General features: G+C 60.9%; 17 protein-coding genes and 1 pseudogene. 13 read left to right on the forward strand and 5 right to left on the reverse strand.

What is annotated here, in order from left to right; genetic code table 11:
* The first annotated feature begins 116 nt into the window (after positions 1 to 116).
* Positions 117 to 1,799: a class II poly(R)-hydroxyalkanoic acid synthase gene (gene phaC / locus ACIP8I_RS20445; RefSeq protein ID WP_400763418.1), complete on the forward strand. Its 1,683-nt coding sequence runs from the start codon at positions 117 to 119 to the stop codon at positions 1,797 to 1,799.
* A 30-nt stretch (positions 1,800 to 1,829) separates the two neighbouring features.
* Positions 1,830 to 2,450, forward strand: coding sequence for a TetR/AcrR family transcriptional regulator (locus ACIP8I_RS20450; protein WP_400763420.1), 621 nt, complete (start codon positions 1,830 to 1,832; stop codon positions 2,448 to 2,450).
* Between the two features lie 256 nt (positions 2,451 to 2,706).
* On the opposite strand, the gene ACIP8I_RS20455 is transcribed toward ACIP8I_RS20450, so the two are convergent.
* From ACIP8I_RS20455 to ACIP8I_RS20465, 3 genes are all read right to left on the reverse strand, one after another.
* Positions 2,707 to 3,624 (reverse strand): phasin family protein, encoded by a 918-nt coding sequence (locus ACIP8I_RS20455; RefSeq protein ID WP_400763423.1) that lies wholly within the window; start codon positions 3,622 to 3,624, stop codon positions 2,707 to 2,709.
* Between the two features lie 10 nt (positions 3,625 to 3,634).
* Positions 3,635 to 4,057, reverse strand: coding sequence for a phasin family protein (locus ACIP8I_RS20460; RefSeq protein ID WP_367082664.1), 423 nt, complete (start codon positions 4,055 to 4,057; stop codon positions 3,635 to 3,637).
* A 243-nt stretch (positions 4,058 to 4,300) separates the two neighbouring features.
* The gene (locus ACIP8I_RS20465; protein ID WP_003220859.1) at positions 4,301 to 4,576 is read right to left on the reverse strand and encodes a polyhydroxyalkanoic acid system family protein; all 276 of its coding nucleotides are present in this window, start codon (positions 4,574 to 4,576) and stop codon (positions 4,301 to 4,303) included.
* A gap of 154 nt (positions 4,577 to 4,730) precedes the next feature.
* Between ACIP8I_RS20465 and ubiE the strand changes: the two genes are divergently transcribed.
* The 11 genes and pseudogenes from ubiE (at position 4,731) to ACIP8I_RS20520 (ending at position 12,928) form a co-directional block, all read left to right on the forward strand.
* Entirely contained in the window at positions 4,731 to 5,501 is a 771-nt protein-coding gene (ubiE, locus tag ACIP8I_RS20470; RefSeq protein WP_400763425.1) for a bifunctional demethylmenaquinone methyltransferase/2-methoxy-6-polyprenyl-1,4-benzoquinol methylase UbiE, read from the forward strand.
* A complete protein-coding gene (locus tag ACIP8I_RS20475) occupies positions 5,501 to 6,124 on the forward strand; it encodes an SCP2 domain-containing protein (protein WP_400763428.1) in 624 nt (207 codons plus the stop codon). Before ubiE ends, ACIP8I_RS20475 begins: the two co-directional genes overlap by 1 nt.
* Positions 6,121 to 7,725, forward strand: a complete 1,605-nt coding sequence (ubiB, locus tag ACIP8I_RS20480) for a ubiquinone biosynthesis regulatory protein kinase UbiB (RefSeq protein WP_400763430.1) — start codon at positions 6,121 to 6,123, stop codon at positions 7,723 to 7,725. The genes ACIP8I_RS20475 and ubiB overlap by 4 nt, the downstream gene beginning before the upstream one ends.
* Before the next feature lie 80 nt (positions 7,726 to 7,805).
* Positions 7,806 to 8,207: a phosphoribosyl-AMP cyclohydrolase gene (gene hisI, locus ACIP8I_RS20485; RefSeq protein WP_003220851.1), complete on the forward strand. Its 402-nt coding sequence runs from the start codon at positions 7,806 to 7,808 to the stop codon at positions 8,205 to 8,207.
* Entirely contained in the window at positions 8,200 to 8,532 is a 333-nt protein-coding gene (locus ACIP8I_RS20490; protein ID WP_007909355.1) for a phosphoribosyl-ATP diphosphatase, read from the forward strand. The genes hisI and ACIP8I_RS20490 overlap by 8 nt, the downstream gene beginning before the upstream one ends.
* Positions 8,533 to 8,557: 25 nt before the next feature.
* Positions 8,558 to 8,839 carry a twin-arginine translocase TatA/TatE family subunit gene (locus ACIP8I_RS20495; protein WP_003220847.1) on the forward strand — a complete coding sequence of 94 codons (282 nt, stop codon included), beginning with the start codon at positions 8,558 to 8,560 and terminating at the stop codon, positions 8,837 to 8,839.
* A 10-nt stretch (positions 8,840 to 8,849) separates the two neighbouring features.
* Positions 8,850 to 9,293: a Sec-independent protein translocase protein TatB gene (gene tatB, locus ACIP8I_RS20500; RefSeq protein ID WP_400763432.1), complete on the forward strand. Its 444-nt coding sequence runs from the start codon at positions 8,850 to 8,852 to the stop codon at positions 9,291 to 9,293.
* Positions 9,290 to 10,081 carry a twin-arginine translocase subunit TatC gene (gene tatC / locus ACIP8I_RS20505; RefSeq protein ID WP_027611295.1) on the forward strand — a complete coding sequence of 264 codons (792 nt, stop codon included), beginning with the start codon at positions 9,290 to 9,292 and terminating at the stop codon, positions 10,079 to 10,081. Before tatB ends, tatC begins: the two co-directional genes overlap by 4 nt.
* Entirely contained in the window at positions 10,078 to 10,785 is a 708-nt protein-coding gene (locus ACIP8I_RS20510) for a 16S rRNA (uracil(1498)-N(3))-methyltransferase (protein WP_400763436.1), read from the forward strand. Before tatC ends, ACIP8I_RS20510 begins: the two co-directional genes overlap by 4 nt.
* A 343-nt stretch (positions 10,786 to 11,128) precedes the next feature.
* A pseudogene (locus ACIP8I_RS20515) lies at positions 11,129 to 12,073 on the forward strand (methyl-accepting chemotaxis protein); the annotation flags it as partial.
* Positions 12,074 to 12,214: 141 nt separating this feature from the next.
* The gene (locus ACIP8I_RS20520; RefSeq protein ID WP_371262571.1) at positions 12,215 to 12,928 is read left to right on the forward strand and encodes a methyl-accepting chemotaxis protein; all 714 of its coding nucleotides are present in this window, start codon (positions 12,215 to 12,217) and stop codon (positions 12,926 to 12,928) included.
* Between the two features lie 154 nt (positions 12,929 to 13,082).
* Here ACIP8I_RS20520 and ACIP8I_RS20525 read toward each other — a convergent pair whose 3' ends face one another.
* Together ACIP8I_RS20525 and ACIP8I_RS20530 are read right to left on the reverse strand one after the other, a co-directional pair.
* Positions 13,083 to 13,817, reverse strand: coding sequence for an amino acid ABC transporter ATP-binding protein (locus ACIP8I_RS20525; RefSeq protein WP_367082654.1), 735 nt, complete (start codon positions 13,815 to 13,817; stop codon positions 13,083 to 13,085).
* Positions 13,810 to 14,769: an amino acid ABC transporter permease gene (locus ACIP8I_RS20530; RefSeq protein ID WP_027611292.1), complete on the reverse strand. Its 960-nt coding sequence runs from the start codon at positions 14,767 to 14,769 to the stop codon at positions 13,810 to 13,812. The genes ACIP8I_RS20525 and ACIP8I_RS20530 overlap by 8 nt, the downstream gene beginning before the upstream one ends.
* Positions 14,770 to 14,938 lie beyond the last annotated feature (169 nt).

The raw sequence follows: 14,938 nt of genomic DNA on the forward strand, positions 1-14,938 counted from the left end.
GGGTTTTGAACAATGCGCGCGGCAGGACGCCGCGCAGGCAGCAACCCGTAACAGCGACTATGGTGTTCTGGTTCGGTGAGTTTGTTTTTGACCTGAAGACGAAGGAGTGTTGAGTCATGCGCGACAAACCTGCGACGGGCGTGGTGCCCAGTCCCGCCGTGTTCATCAATGCACAGAGTGCAATGACCGGCCTGCGTGGCCGCGACTTGCTCTCCACGTTGCGCAGTGTCGCCGCCCACGGTCTGCGCAACCCGCTCCACAGTGCGAAACACGCCTTGAAACTCGGCGGCCAGCTCGGTCGGGTGCTGCTCGGTGAAACGCTGCACCCGACCAACCCGCAGGATGCGCGGTTCGCCGACCCGGCGTGGAGCCTCAATCCGTTCTACCGGCGCAGCCTGCAGGCGTATCTGGCCTGGCAGAAACAGGTCAAGAGCTGGATCGATGAAAGCAGCATGAGCGAGGACGACCGCGCCCGCGCGCATTTCGCGTTCACTTTGCTCAACGATGCCGTGGCGCCCTCCAATACCTTGCTCAATCCGCTGGCGGTGAAGGAACTGTTCAACTCCGGCGGCCAGAGTCTGGTGCGCGGCCTGAGCCATCTGTTCGATGATCTGCTGCACAACGATGGCCTGCCGCGTCAGGTCACCAAGCAGGCGTTCGAGGTCGGCAAGACCGTCGCCACCACCACCGGCGCCGTGGTGTTTCGCAACGAGATGCTCGAGCTGATCCAGTACAAGCCGATGAGCGAAAAGCAGTACGCCAAGCCGCTTTTGGTGGTGCCGCCGCAAATCAACAAGTACTACATTTTCGATCTCAGCCCGCACAACAGCTTCGTCCAGTACGCGCTGAAAAACGGCCTGCAGACCTTCATGATCAGTTGGCGCAACCCGGACGTGCGTCACCGCGAATGGGGCCTGTCGACCTACGTCGAGGCGGTGGAAGAAGCGATGAACATCTGCCGGGCGATCACCGGCGCGCGCGAGGTCAACTTGATGGGCGCCTGCGCCGGCGGCCTGACCATCGCCGCGCTGCAGGGTCATCTGCAGGCCAAACGGCAACTGCGGCGGATCTCCAGTGCGACCTATCTGGTCAGCCTGCTCGACAGCGAGATCGAAACCCCGACCACGCTGTTCGCCGACGAACAAACCATCGAAGCGGCCAAACGCCGTTCCTACCAGAGAGGCGTGCTCGACGGTCGCGACATGGCCAAGGTGTTCGCCTGGATGCGGCCCAACGATTTGATCTGGAGCTACTTCGTCAATAACTACCTGCTCGGCAAGGAGCCGCCGGCCTTCGACATTCTCTACTGGAACAACGACAACACCCGCCTGCCCGCCGCCTTCCACGGCGACCTGCTGGACTTCTTCAAGCACAACCCGCTGACCCATCCGGGCGGGCTGGAAGTCTGCGGCACGCCGATCGATCTGCAGAAAGTCACCGTCGACAGCTTCAGCGTGGCTGGCATGAACGACCACATCACGCCGTGGGATGCGGTGTACCGCTCGACCCTGCTGCTCGGTGGCGAGCGGCGCTTTGTACTGTCCAACAGCGGGCACGTGCAGAGCATCCTCAACCCGCCGAGCAACACGAAGGCCAATTACGTCGAGAACGGCAAGCTGAGCAGCGATCCGCGCGCCTGGTACTACGACGCCAAACGCACTGATGGCAGCTGGTGGCCGCAGTGGCTGGAATGGATACAGCAACGCTCCGGCACACAGCACGAGACCACGTTTACCCTCGGCAATCCGAACTATCCACCGATGGAGGCGGCACCCGGCACCTACGTGCATGTGCGCTGACGCTTAACCGAACTTTTCTAAGAAGACTGGATGAAGACCCGCGACCGGATTCTCGAATGTGCCCTGCAACTGTTCAACGAAAAGGGTGAGCCCAACGTCTCCACCATGGAGGTTGCCAACGAAATGGGGATCAGCCCCGGCAACCTCTACTACCACTTTCACGGCAAGGAGCCGTTGATTCTCGGCCTGTTCGAACGCTTTCAGAACGAACTGGCGCCCCTGCTCGACCCGCCGTCGGATGTCGAGCTGGCGCCGGAGGATTACTGGCTGTTCCTGCACCTGATCGTCGAGCGCCTGGCGCAGTACCGCTTTCTGTTCCAGGACCTGTCGAACCTCGCCGGGCGCCTGCCGAAGCTGGCCAAGGGCATCCGCAGCCTACTCAACGCGCTCAAGCGCACGCTGGCGTCATTGCTGGCGCGATTGAAGGCATCCGGGCAACTGGTCAGTGATACCCAGGCGTTGGGGCAACTGGTGGAGCAGATCACCATGACCCTGCTGTTCTCGCTGGACTATCAGCGGATTCTCGATCGCGAGGGCGAGGTCAAACTGGTGGTGTACCAGATCATGATGCTGGTGGCGCCGCATCTGCTGCCGCCGGTGAAGGTGGCGACGGAGCGGATGGCCCTGCAATACCTCGAAGATCACGAATGAAATCAAGAGCCCCTCACCCTAACCCTCTCCCAGAGGGAGAGGGGACTGACCTTATTGTCTTACGCGATACGGCGACCTGAAAAATCCAGTCGATTATGGATTCAATACGACACTTTCAGGTCGGTGTAAGGCTGTAGCATCCCCGAATCGGCCCCCTCTCCCTCGGGGAGAGGGCTGGGGTGAGGGTAAGTTTTTAAAAGCACAAACAAAAACGCCCGACCTTCAAAGGCCGGGCGTTTTGTTTTGCCCTGAAAAATCAGGACTGACTGGTTGGCGTCGACGGGGTCGATGCAGCAGTCGGGGTGGCTACCGGAGTCGGTGCAGCGGCCGAATTCGACGCGCTCGCCGGGGTTGCCGGGGTAGCAGGCTTGGCTGCCGGAGCTGCCGGTTTTGGCGCAGCGGCTTTCGGCGCGGCCGGTTTTTTCACTGCCGGCTTTTTCGCCGCAGCCGGTTTGGCCGCTGGCTTGGCAGCAGGTTTGGCGGCAGCGGTTTTCGCTGCTGGCTTGGCTGCTGGCTTCGCCGCGGTTTTAGCGGCAGGCTTCGCAGCGGCCTTGGCGGCTGCAACCGGCTTGGCCGCTGCTTTCGCAGCAGGTTTGGCGGCAGCCGTTTTCGCTACGGATTTAACGGCTGTTTTAGCCTTCGCCACCGGTTTGGCAGCCGCTTTGACCAATGGCTTGGCAGCAGTTTTGGCTGCCGGTTTTGCCGCTGCAGTTTTAGCGGCTGGTTTGGCCGCAGCGGTTTTCGCCGCTACCGGACGTGCCTTCTCGCCAGTGAGTTTCTCGATCTGCTTGGTCAGGGTTTCGACCTTGCTGTGCAGCGCTTTGACTTCATTGCGGCTAGGCACACCGAGGCGCGAAATCGCGCTGTTCAGGCGCTTGTCAAAAGCCCCTTCCAGCTCGTCCCACTTGCCCAGTGCGCGATCTTTCACGCCGCTGATGCGCGATTTGGCCGAAGAAGCGGAATCCTTGGCGGCATCGACTTTTTTGCCGACTGCAGACTTGGTGAGCTTCTCGGCTTTCTCGCCGTCTTTGACCAATGTATCGAAGAGCTTGCTGCCGTCAGTGTCGATCTTCGAGTACACGCCTAAACCAGCCAGCCAGATTTTGCGGGAGTAGTCTTCGACTTTCCCAATCCACGAGCTGCCTTCTTTATCGGTGTTCTTTTTACCAGCCATCCCGTTCTCCTTAAGATTTACGCGCGACGCGTTCGAGCAATGCCGTCAGCTCATCGAGCTTAGCAGAGAGTGTCTCAACGTCATGTTTAGACGGAATGCCGATACGATTCAAGGCGCTTGCTACACGGGAGTCGAACGCCTTCTCGACCTTGTCGAGCTGAACTTCGACGCGACCTTTGAACGAGCTGACTTCATCCTTGGCTTCGTCGATCTCGGCGTTGGCGGCTTCGAGTTTTTCGGTGACGGCTTTTTTGCCTTTCTTTTCAACAGTTTGACCAGCCTTGATCAACTCTTGAAAGTAGTCGCTACCTTCCTGGCCGACCTTGGTGTAGGCACCCAGGCCTGCCAGCCAGATCTTGCGAGCATAGGATTTGACGTCGCTCAGAGCAGAAGTCGATGCGTCGATTTTTTTCTTCAGAATGACTTTGGCCATGGTGCACCTCACGCGCAGAAGGTTTGAGGAACTGCCCGCAAAAGTGTCGGGCTCAGGCACAAAGTAGGGAGAAAAATTAGAAACGGCACCCTAACAACTGACATAAAAGCCCGGGAGCACCACAAAACAAATGTAGGAGTGAGCCTGCTCGCGATAGCGTCGTGTCATTCAAAGAATTGTTGGCTGACACGACGCTATCGCGAGCAGGCTCACTCCTACAGGGGACCGTATTTCAGGCAGAAATCAGACCAGCGCTTTGTCCAGCGCCTTTTCGATCTCGGCTTTGATCATGCCGCTCATGGCCGACATCATGATGCCCAGCTCCACGTCGACGCGAATCGAATCGTCAGCCACATGCACCGCGCCTTTCACGCCCGAGCGTTTGAGGTTCAGGGTGTCGCCCGACCACTGCGGCTCCAGGCCATATTGATCGGAGAGTTTCTGCGCCAGCTTGTCGGCCTTCTCGCGGGCGGCTTCCTTGCCCAGGCTATGGGCACGCTCAACACTGATTTTGGCCATCGAATGACTCCTGCTTGATGAATAGGTGACGGTAAATCTTGACCGCGTCTGCGGCAAATCGTCCCGAAGGTTGCCCATCTTACCTTTAGCCATTCCAAGACAAAGCATGGCTTGGGGATTAGAATGTCGCGCATTCTCTTTTGGTGACAGCGATATGACTGATCAGCGCAAAGGCAGCGATGACGAAACCACCACACACTTCGGCTTCAAAAACGTTCCGGAAAGCCAGAAAGCGGAAAAAGTCGCTGAGGTATTCCACTCCGTAGCCGCCAAGTACGACCTGATGAACGACCTTCTGTCGGGCGGCATGCACCGTCTGTGGAAGCGTTTCGCGATCGAACTGTCCGGTGTGCGTGCAGGCAACCGCGTGCTCGATATCGCCGGCGGCACTGGCGACCTGACCAAAAAGTTCTCGCATCTGGTCGGCCCTACCGGCCAGGTGGTATTGGCCGACATCAACGAATCCATGCTCAAGGTCGGTCGTGACCGCCTGCTGGATCTGGGTGTGTCGGGCAACGTCGAATTCGTTCAGGCGGACGCGGAAAAGCTGCCGTTCCCGGACAATCACTTCGACTGCGTGACCATCGCCTTCGGCCTGCGCAACGTGACCCATAAAGAAGACGCCCTACGTTCGATGCTGCGCGTGCTTAAGCCCGGCGGTCGCCTGCTGGTGCTGGAGTTCTCCAAGCCGACCAACGCGCTGATGTCAAAAGCCTACGACGCTTACTCGTTCGCCTTCATGCCGCTGATGGGCAAGCTGATCACCAACGACTCGGAAAGCTATCGCTACCTGGCCGAATCGATCCGCATGCACCCGAATCAGGAAACCCTGAAGTCGATGATGGTCGACGCCGGTTTCGACCGCGTGACCTATCACAACATGACCGCAGGCATCGTTGCCCTGCACCGTGGCATCAAGCCCTGATGTTGCTCACCGGGCTGCTCGCCAGCGTCGAACTCGGCCTCAACCGGGTGCTGCGTCTCGACAGCACGGCGCTGCCGCGGCTGACGCATCTGACTGGCAAAGTGATTGCCGTCGATTGCCGCAGCCCGGCGCTGCAACTGTTCATCCTGCCCAGCGATGAGGGCCTGATGCTCGCCTCGCACTGGGAAACCGGCGTCGACTGCACCCTGCGCGCTCCGGCCTCGAGCCTGGTGAAACTGGCCCTGAGCAAAGACAAGACCGCGGTGCTGCACGCCCCGGAAGTCGAGCTCGACGGTGACAGCGGCGTGCTGTTGGAGCTGGCCGGCGTGCTGCAGGACCTGGAGCTGGACTGGGAGTACGAACTCTCGCGCTGGCTCGGCCCGGTCGCCACGCAATTGGTCGGCGGTCATCTGCGCAGCCGCGCACGCTGGTATCAACAAGGATTTGCCAGCCTCAACCAGAACCTCGCCGAATACCTCGCCGAAGAATCGCGCACCCTCGTCGGTCAGCGCGAAGCCGAAGCGCGGTTCAGCGAACTGGACCGGATCAAAGTTGATCTGGAACGTCTCGAGGCGCGCTTCGAGCGCCTTTCCCGATCCCTCGACCCAAGCGATAACGCATGAAGCTGCTTGCCGTCCGCCGTCTGTTGCGCATCCAGCGCGTCGTGATCCGCTACCGCCTCGATGACCTGCTGTTCGATCTGCCGCTGCCCTGGTTTCTCCTGGCGCTGCGCTACGTGCTGCCGTGGCGCTGGTTGCCGCGCAAGCCGCTGGAGCTGAGCCGTGGCGCGCGCCTGCGTCTGGCGCTGCAGGATCTGGGACCGATCTTCATCAAGTTCGGGCAGATTCTCTCGACCCGCCGCGACCTGCTGCCGGAAGACATCGCCGATGAGCTGATGCTGCTGCAGGACCGCGTGCCGCCGTTCGATTCGCAGCTGTCGATCAAGCTGATCGAAGAACAGCTAGGCAAAAAAATCAGCGAAGTGTTCAGCCGTTTCGACGTCGAACCGCTGGCCTCGGCCTCGGTGGCGCAAGTGCATGCTGCGCAACTGAAGACCGGCGAAGAAGTGGTGGTCAAGGTGATCCGTCCGGGCCTGAAACCGGTGATCGCCCAGGATCTGGCGTGGCTGTTCATCCTCGCCCGCGCCGCCGAGAAAGTCTCCGCCGACGCCCGCCTGCTGCACCCGGTGGACGTGGTGCAGGACTACGAAAAAACCATCTACGACGAACTCGACCTGCTGCGCGAGGCGGCCAACGCCAGCCAGTTGAAGCGCAACTTCGAAGGCTCGCCGCTGCTTTACGTGCCGCAAGTCTATTGGGACTGGTGCCGGCCGAAAGTGCTGGTGATGGAGCGCATCTACGGGATTCAGGTGACGGATCTGGCGACCCTCGCCGACCAGCGCACCGACATGAAAATGCTCGCCGAGCGTGGCGTGGAGATCTTCTTCACCCAGGTGTTCCGCGACAGTTTCTTCCACGCCGACATGCACCCGGGCAATATCTTCGTCAGCACCGTCAACCCGTGGAGCCCGCAGTACATCGCGATCGACTGCGGCATCGTCGGCAGCCTGACCCCGGAAGACCAGGACTACCTGGCACGCAACCTGTTCGCTTTCTTCAAGCGCGATTACCGCCGTGTGGCGCAGTTGCATATCGATTCGGGTTGGGTGCCGGCGGAAACCAAACTCAACGAATTCGAAGCGGCGATCCGCACCGTATGCGAACCGATCTTCGAAAAACCGTTAAAAGATATTTCATTTGGCCAGGTGCTGATGCGCCTGTTCCAGACTGCGCGGCGCTTCAACATGGAAGTGCAGCCGCAGTTGGTGCTGCTGCAAAAGACCCTGCTGAACATCGAAGGCCTTGGCCGTCAGCTGTACCCGGATCTGGATCTGTGGAACACCGCGCAGCCGTTTCTCGAGCGCTGGATGCGCGAGCGCGTCAGCCCGAAAGCCTTGCTCGGCAACGTGCAGAGCCAGTTCGAACAACTGCCGCACCTGGCCAACATGGCTCGCGATCTGCTCGAACGCATGTCGCAACCGCACGCCTACGACCCGCCACCACCGTGGCACAAACGCAAGGACGACTGGTTCCTGCGCCTGCTCGGTTGCGCACATCTGGCCGGCGGCACGATCCTCGCCGCGGGTGGCCCGCTGCACGAACTGGGGCATTGGCCGGCGGGCATCATGGTGGCAGTCGGCTTGTATCTGGTCGTTCGCCGATAGCCAGTTCGCTGATCGGCTGGCACACTGTTTCAACGCCTGAACCTGACAATTGAAGTACGGGTTCGCTGTCGGAGTCGAAGATGAAAAACTGGCTGGACGAGATCAAGTGGGACGCAGATGGCCTGGTGCCGGCGATTGCCCAGGATCACAAGACCGGACGCGTGCTGATGATGGCCTGGATGAACCGCGAAGCGCTGGAACTGACCGCTGCGGAAAACCGTGCAATCTACTGGTCACGTTCCCGTGGCAAGCTGTGGCGCAAGGGCGAAGAGTCCGGCCACGTACAGACCCTGCATGAAATGCGCCTGGACTGTGATGCCGACGTGATCATCCTGATGGTCGAACAGATCGGCGACATCGCTTGCCATACCGGCCGTCAAAGCTGCTTTTACCGCGTCTACGAAAACGGCGACTGGAAAACGGTCGACCCGGTTCTGAAAGACCCGCACGCCATTTACTCCGCAGGACACAAACATGAGTGACACCCTGACTCGCCTGGCCGAAGTGCTCGAAGAGCGCAAAGGCGCAGCGGCCGACAGCTCATATGTAGCTAGTCTGTATCACAAGGGCCTGAACAAGATTCTGGAGAAAGTCGGCGAAGAGTCGGTCGAAACCATTATTGCCGCCAAGGACGCCGCCATCAGCGGTGACTGCAGCGATGTGATCTACGAGACTGCCGACCTGTGGTTCCACAGCATGGTCATGCTCGCCCAGTTGGGGCAGCATCCGCAGGCCGTGCTGGATGAACTGGATCGTCGCTTCGGTCTGTCCGGACACGTCGAGAAAGCCTCGCGTCCGTCCGCCTGAACAATTTTTAGAGAGGAACAGCAACATGGGCATTTTTGACTGGAAACACTGGATCGTCATTCTGGTAGTCGTGGTGCTGGTGTTCGGCACCAAGAAACTGAAAAACCTCGGCACCGACGTCGGCGAGTCGATCAAGGGCTTTCGCAAAGCCATGAACGATGACGAAAAGCCGGCCGCCGATCCGACCGTGACGCCTGCGCAGCCAGTACCACCGGTGCAGCCGCAAGCCACCGCTCAGGCCAACCCGCCGCACACCATCGACGTGCAGGCGCAGAAAGTCGAAGAGCCGATCCGCAAAGACGTGTGAGCACTGACTAATGTTTGGTATCAGCTTCTCTGAACTGCTGCTCGTCGGCCTCGTCGCCCTGCTGGTGCTGGGCCCCGAGCGTCTGCCGGGCGCTGCGCGCACCGCCGGCCTGTGGGTCGGCAGGCTGAAGCGCAGCTTCAACGCGATCAAACAGGAAGTTGAACGTGAAATCGGTGCCGACGAGATCCGTCGGCAACTGCACAACGAGCACATTCTGTCGCTGGAGCAGGAGGCGCGGAAGATTTTCACGCCGGTTCAGCAGGAGCCGACGCCGGTTGAGCATGTGGGTGAGCAGACGATTCATGCGCCTGCTGCGCCTGCAACTGCACCTGTTGCAGCGCCGACAGAACCAGTGTCCGCTGCCGCAAATACTTCGGTTGAACACGTAGCCCCAACCGCCGCGCCGACCACACCAGCGCCTCACGACCCTACATTGCCGCCGCGAGCACCATGAGCGATCTTCCCGAAAACGACCAGCACATGCCGCTGGTATCGCACCTCACCGAGTTGCGCACCCGTCTACTGCGTTGTGTGGCGGCGGTGTTCATTATCTTCGCCGGGTTGTTCGCGTTCACCCAGCAGATCTACACCTTCGTCTCGACGCCGCTGCGCCAGTACCTGCCGGTCGGCGCGACGATGATCGCCACTGACGTATCGTCGCCGTTCCTGACGCCGCTGAAGCTGACGATGATGGTCTCGCTGTTCCTCGCGATTCCGGTGATCCTGCATCAGATCTGGGGCTTCATCGCGCCGGGCCTGTACAAGCATGAGAAGCGCATCGCCGTGCCGCTGCTGGTGTCGAGCATCCTGCTGTTCTACACCGGCATGGCGTTCGCCTATTACTTCGTGTTCCCGCTGATCTTCAAGTTCTTCGCCGCCGCCACCCCGGCCGGCGTGGAAATGATGACCGACATCACCAGTTACCTCGACTTCGTCATGACGCTGTTCTTCGCCTTCGGCGTCGCGTTCGAAATTCCGGTGGCCGTGGTGCTGCTGGTGTGGATCGGCGTGGTCGACGTCAAATACCTGAAGAAGATTCGCCCGTACGTGATCATCGGCTGCTTCGTGGTCGGCATGATCCTCACCCCGCCGGACATCTTCTCGCAGACCCTGCTGGCGGTACCGATGTGGATGCTGTTTGAAATCGGCATTCTGTTCGGCGGCCTGATCAGCAAGCGCGAACGCCCGGACGAAACGCCAGCCGACGATCACAACGACCAGCCGCCAGCGACCCAGGCATGAACCTGCTGCTGCTCGAAGAGGCCGACTTCATCGCGGCCGACCGCGTCGTGCTGCGTGACCGGCGCCTGACTCATATGCAGGAAGTGCACCGCTCGGAAGTCGGTGACAGCCTGCGCGTGGGACGCATCAATGGCTTGATGGGTTCGGCCGAGCTGCTGCGCCTTGAGGCTGGCGAAGCCGAGTTGCGTGTCACCCTCGATCAATCACCGCCAGCCAAGCTGCCATTGACACTTGTATTGGCCCTGCCACGCCCGAAGATGTTGCGACGGGTGTTCCAGACCGTGGCGACCATGGGCGTGTCGAAGCTGATTCTGGTCAACAGCTACCGGGTCGAGAAGAGTTTCTGGCAGACGCCGTTTCTCGAGCCGGAGGCGATTCGCGAGAATCTGATCCTCGGCCTCGAGCAGGCCCGCGATACCGTACTGCCGGAAGTCATCATCGAGAAACGCTTCAAACCGTTCGTCGAAGATCGCCTGCCCGCGATCAGCGAAGGCACACTCGGTCTGGTCGGCCATCCCGGCAACTACCCGCCATGCCCACGGGCATTAAGCGAATCGGTAACGCTGGCGATCGGCCCCGAAGGCGGGTGGATCCCCTACGAAATCGACCTGCTGGGAAAATCCGGCCTGCAACCGGTGCAACTGGGCGAGCGCATCCTGCGCGTCGAAACCGCCGTCACCGCCCTGCTCGCCCGCCTGTTCTAAAAGTACTGTGGCGAGGGAGCTTGCTCCCGCTTGGGCGCGAAGCGGCCATTGCTCTTCCCTCAGATGAAAATGTGTTTGTCAGTTTTGCGACGGCTGCGCCGCCGGGCGGGAGCAAGCTCCCTCGCCACAATGTCGCTGCGCTTCAGACAAATCGGGTTACAGATTGCCATCACCCCGCCGATACAGTCCCCATAAGTCCAATTAGTGGTCCGAGGGGAGTCGTCGCATGTACCGTTGGTTAGCCGAGAATCTTGGGAACGTCAGCGTCAAACGCAAGCTGGGCATCGGTTTCGGCCTGGTGCTGTTGCTCACCCTGCTGATTACCTTTACCGGCTGGACCGGCATGGGCGGCATCATCAGCCGTGGCGACAAGCTCGGCTTCATTTCCAGCCTCAACGAGCTGACCAAGGACCTGCGCCTGGCGCGTCTGGACTATGAAGCGCGTCGTGGCGAACAAGGCCCGGGCGCGGTCAACGAGTTGCTGGCCAAACTCGCCAGCGGCTTGCAAACCGCGCGCGGCCTGATCGAGCAGCCCGCAGATGCGGCCATGGTCGATCAGCAACTGGCCGCTGTCGCCGAGTACAAACGTGCCTTCGCCGACATGACACAGGCCACCGTGCAGCGTGAAGACGCGCGCAGCAAGCTCGGCGCCAGTGCCGACAATGCCGTGGCTAAAGTCTCGGAAGTCGAGAAATCCATGCTGCAGGGTGACAGCGTCGCGCAATTCAACAGCGTGATCGAATTGAGCAAACTGTTGCAGCAAGCGCGCTATCAGGTGCGCGGCTACACCTACAGCGGCAAGGCCGAGGCGGAGCAGCCCGCGCTGGACGCCATCGACAATGCGCTGAAAAACCTCGACAGCCTGCCGGCGAAACTGCCCGAACAGCACATTGCCAACCTGCAACAGGCCACCGACTCGATCAAGGCTTATCGCGCGGCGGTCGCTCAGTTCCGCGACTCGCAGGTGAACAATGCCAAGGCCGGGGCAACCATGACCGCTCAGGGCGACATCCTCCTCGACGTCAGCAAGAAGCTCACCGAATCACAAACCGTGGTGCGCGATACCGATGCCGCGCACGCCAAGAACATGCTGATCATCGCCACCCTGCTCGCCGTGGCTTTCGGTTTGCTGGCCGCGTGGGCGATCACCCGGCAGATCATCATCCCGCTGAACCAGACCCTGAAAGTCGCCGAGCGCGTGGCTGCCGGCGACCTGACCCACAATCTGATCTCGCAACGCCGCGACGAACTCGGCCAACTGCAGCGCTCGATGCAGAGCATGACCCAAGGCCTGCGCGAGTTGATCGGAGGCATCAGCGACGGCGTCACGCAGATCGCCAGCGCCGCCGAAGAGCTGTCAGCGGTCACCGAGCAGACCAGCGCCGGGGTCAACAATCAGAAAATCGAGACCGATCAGGTCGCCACCGCCATGAACGAAATGGCCGCCACCGTGCAGGAAGTCGCACGCAACGCCGAGGAGGCTTCCGAAGCCGCCGTGGCCGCCGACCAGCAGGCCCGCGAAGGTGACAAAGTGGTGGGTGAAGCCATCGCGCAGATTGAGCGTCTGGCCGTTGAGGTCGGTCATTCGACCGAAGCCATGGGCGAACTCAAGCGCGAAAGCGACAAGATCGGCAGCGTGCTCGACGTGATCAAGTCCGTGGCCCAGCAAACCAACCTGCTGGCGCTCAACGCCGCGATCGAAGCGGCCCGTGCCGGTGAGGCTGGTCGTGGCTTTGCGGTGGTTGCCGATGAAGTGCGCAGCCTCGCCCAGCGCACGCAGAAGTCCACCGAAGAGATCGAAGAGCTGATCGTCGGCCTGCAGAACGGCACCCAGCAAGTGGCGACGATCATGGACAACAGCCGCAGCCTGACCGACAGCAGCGTCGAACTGACCCGCCGTGCCGGTGGCTCACTGGAAAGCATCACCCGCACCGTGTCGGCGATTCAGGCGATGAACCAGCAGATCGCCGCGGCGGCCGAGCAGCAGAGTGCCGTGGCTGAAGAAATCAACCGTAGTGTGCTGAATGTGCGGGATGTGTCGGATCAGACCTCGGCGGCGAGTGAAGAAACGGCGGCGTCGAGTGTTGAGCTGGCGCGGCTGGGGACGCATCTGCAGATGCTGGTGGGGCGGTTCAAGGTCTGAGGTGATGCATCGACCTCGGTTCACTGTGGACCGAGGTGATGCTATCGCTGGCAAGCCAGCTCCCACAGGTTTCTAGTCGTTCACAAAGTTTGTGTTCAACCCATTCACTGTGGGAGCTGGCTTGCCAGCGATGGCGTCCGAAAGAACGCCGCCGTTACAACACCTGCCGCAGGAACGCCTGAGCGCGCGGATCCTTCGGCGCATCGAAAAATTGCGCCGGCGCGGCATCTTCCAGCAGTTTGCCGTGATCGAAGAACAGCACCCGATCCGCCACTTCCCGGGCAAAACCCATTTCGTGGGTCACGCAAACCATGGTCATGCCTTCCACGGCCAGGTTCTTCATCACGTCCAGCACTTCACCGACCATTTCCGGATCGAGGGCCGAAGTCGGTTCGTCGAACAACATCACTTTCGGGTCCATCGCCAGCGCCCGGGCAATTGCCACGCGCTGTTGCTGACCGCCGGACAGGCGTGACGGGTATTCCCGCGCCTTCTGCGCAATACCGACCTTCTCCAGCAACGCCAAGGCCTTGGCCTCGCTTTCCTTTTGCCCGCGCTTGCGCACGACCTTCTGCGCCAGGCAGAGGTTTTCCAGCACGGTCATGTGCGGGAACAGGTTGAAATGCTGGAACACCATGCCGACTTCACGGCGGTAGGCGTTGACGTCGGTTTTCGGGTCAGCCAGTTGCAGACCGTCGATGCTCACCGAGCCCGAGTCGAATTCTTCCAGGCCATTGAGGCAACGCAGGAAGGTCGACTTGCCCGAGCCGGACGGGCCGATCACCACCAGCACTTCGCCCTTGGCGACAGACGTGGTGACGTTATCCACCGCCCGGACTACCTGGCCCCGGGTGTCGAAGACTTTTACCAGATCGCGGACTTCAATCACTTTGCGCGAGCCTCCGCTCAAGCCGGCTGGCGATTTTCGACAGCGGCAGGTTGATCAACAGGTACAGGCCGGCAACGCAGAACAGGATTTCGAACGGCGAGAACGAGGTGGTGATGACTTCACGGCCGCTTTTCAGCAGTTCGGTGATGGCGATCACCGACACCAGAGAGGTGTCTTTGACCAGACTGATGAATTGCCCGGCCAACGGCGGCAGCACGCGTTTGAACGCTTGCGGCAGCACCACGTGGCGCATCGACTGGCCGGCGCTCAGACCGAGCGAACGCGCAGCTTCGTTCTGCCCGCGAGCAATCGACTGCACGCCGGAACGGATGATCTCGGCCACGTAGGCGCCGGTAAACAGCGACAGCGCGGCGATCCCGGCGAACTCGCGGGACAGGTTCATCACCGTGCCGATGAAGAAGTAGAAGATAAAGATCTGCACCAGCAGCGGCGTGCCGCGCACCAGCTCGACGTAGATGCTCGACAGGTCGCGTAGCGTCGGGTTGCTCGACAGGCGGCACAGCCCGGTGACCAGACCGATCAGCAAACCGAGTACGCCGGACACCACCGACAGCCACAGCGTCGTCCAAAGGCCCCACAGCAGTGGCCCTGCCGCCCAATGCCGGGTCACGCCCACGACGTCGCCTTCGGCCACATCGTCGCCCTGAGCGAATTGCAGGCTGTTTTCGTCGACAGTCAGGTGCTGCTCGTCACCGGCGTCGTTGCGCAGAGTGACTTGCGCGCTGCCGCCCTTGCGCACCAGTTCGGTGACGGTGGAGATATCGGTGGCACGCTGGGATTCTTCGGCCTGATAGGCGAAGTACTGCGGCACACGGTTCCAGCGCCATTCGTAGGACATCAGCGACGTGGCGTAATACAACGCGCCCGCCAGGCCGACCAGCACCAGCACGGTCAGGACGTGCCAGGGCCATTGGGCTTTTTTCTGTTTCATCTAGAGCAAATCCATATCGATCAGGATGCTCGCTCCCTCTGTGGCGAGGGAGCTTGCTCCCGCTGGGGTGCGCAGCAGCCCTGAAATCAGCCACCGCGCAACGTCGGGTAGAACGAGTCAACCGGTTTACGACTGCTGCGCAGCCGAGCGGGAGCAAGCTCCCTCGCCA

Source organism: Pseudomonas sp. NPDC088414 (assembly GCF_044753325.1).
Taxonomy (GTDB): Bacteria; Pseudomonadota; Gammaproteobacteria; order Pseudomonadales; family Pseudomonadaceae; genus Aquipseudomonas.

Bases quoted from the DNA above. Each gene is read 5' to 3' on its own strand.
- ACIP8I_RS20465 (WP_003220859.1), bottom strand. From the start codon at position 4,576: ATGGCCAAAATCAGTGTTGAGCGTGCCCATAGCCTGGGCAAGGAAGCC.
- ACIP8I_RS20455 (WP_400763423.1), bottom strand. From the start codon at position 3,624: ATGGCTGGTAAAAAGAACACCGATAAAGAAGGCAGCTCGTGGATTGGG.
- phaC (WP_400763418.1), top strand. From the start codon at position 117: ATGCGCGACAAACCTGCGACGGGCGTGGTGCCCAGTCCCGCCGTGTTC.
- ACIP8I_RS20520 (WP_371262571.1), top strand. From the start codon at position 12,215: ATGAACGAAATGGCCGCCACCGTGCAGGAAGTCGCACGCAACGCCGAG.
- ubiB (WP_400763430.1), top strand. From the start codon at position 6,121: ATGAAGCTGCTTGCCGTCCGCCGTCTGTTGCGCATCCAGCGCGTCGTG.
- ACIP8I_RS20530 (WP_027611292.1), bottom strand. From the start codon at position 14,769: ATGAAACAGAAAAAAGCCCAATGGCCCTGGCACGTCCTGACCGTGCTG.
- ACIP8I_RS20475 (WP_400763428.1), top strand. From the start codon at position 5,501: ATGTTGCTCACCGGGCTGCTCGCCAGCGTCGAACTCGGCCTCAACCGG.
- tatB (WP_400763432.1), top strand. From the start codon at position 8,850: ATGTTTGGTATCAGCTTCTCTGAACTGCTGCTCGTCGGCCTCGTCGCC.
- ubiE (WP_400763425.1), top strand. From the start codon at position 4,731: ATGACTGATCAGCGCAAAGGCAGCGATGACGAAACCACCACACACTTC.
- ACIP8I_RS20510 (WP_400763436.1), top strand. From the start codon at position 10,078: ATGAACCTGCTGCTGCTCGAAGAGGCCGACTTCATCGCGGCCGACCGC.
- tatC (WP_027611295.1), top strand. From the start codon at position 9,290: ATGAGCGATCTTCCCGAAAACGACCAGCACATGCCGCTGGTATCGCAC.
- ACIP8I_RS20460 (WP_367082664.1), bottom strand. From the start codon at position 4,057: ATGGCCAAAGTCATTCTGAAGAAAAAAATCGACGCATCGACTTCTGCT.
- ACIP8I_RS20495 (WP_003220847.1), top strand. From the start codon at position 8,558: ATGGGCATTTTTGACTGGAAACACTGGATCGTCATTCTGGTAGTCGTG.
- hisI (WP_003220851.1), top strand. From the start codon at position 7,806: ATGAAAAACTGGCTGGACGAGATCAAGTGGGACGCAGATGGCCTGGTG.
- ACIP8I_RS20450 (WP_400763420.1), top strand. From the start codon at position 1,830: ATGAAGACCCGCGACCGGATTCTCGAATGTGCCCTGCAACTGTTCAAC.
- ACIP8I_RS20490 (WP_007909355.1), top strand. From the start codon at position 8,200: ATGAGTGACACCCTGACTCGCCTGGCCGAAGTGCTCGAAGAGCGCAAA.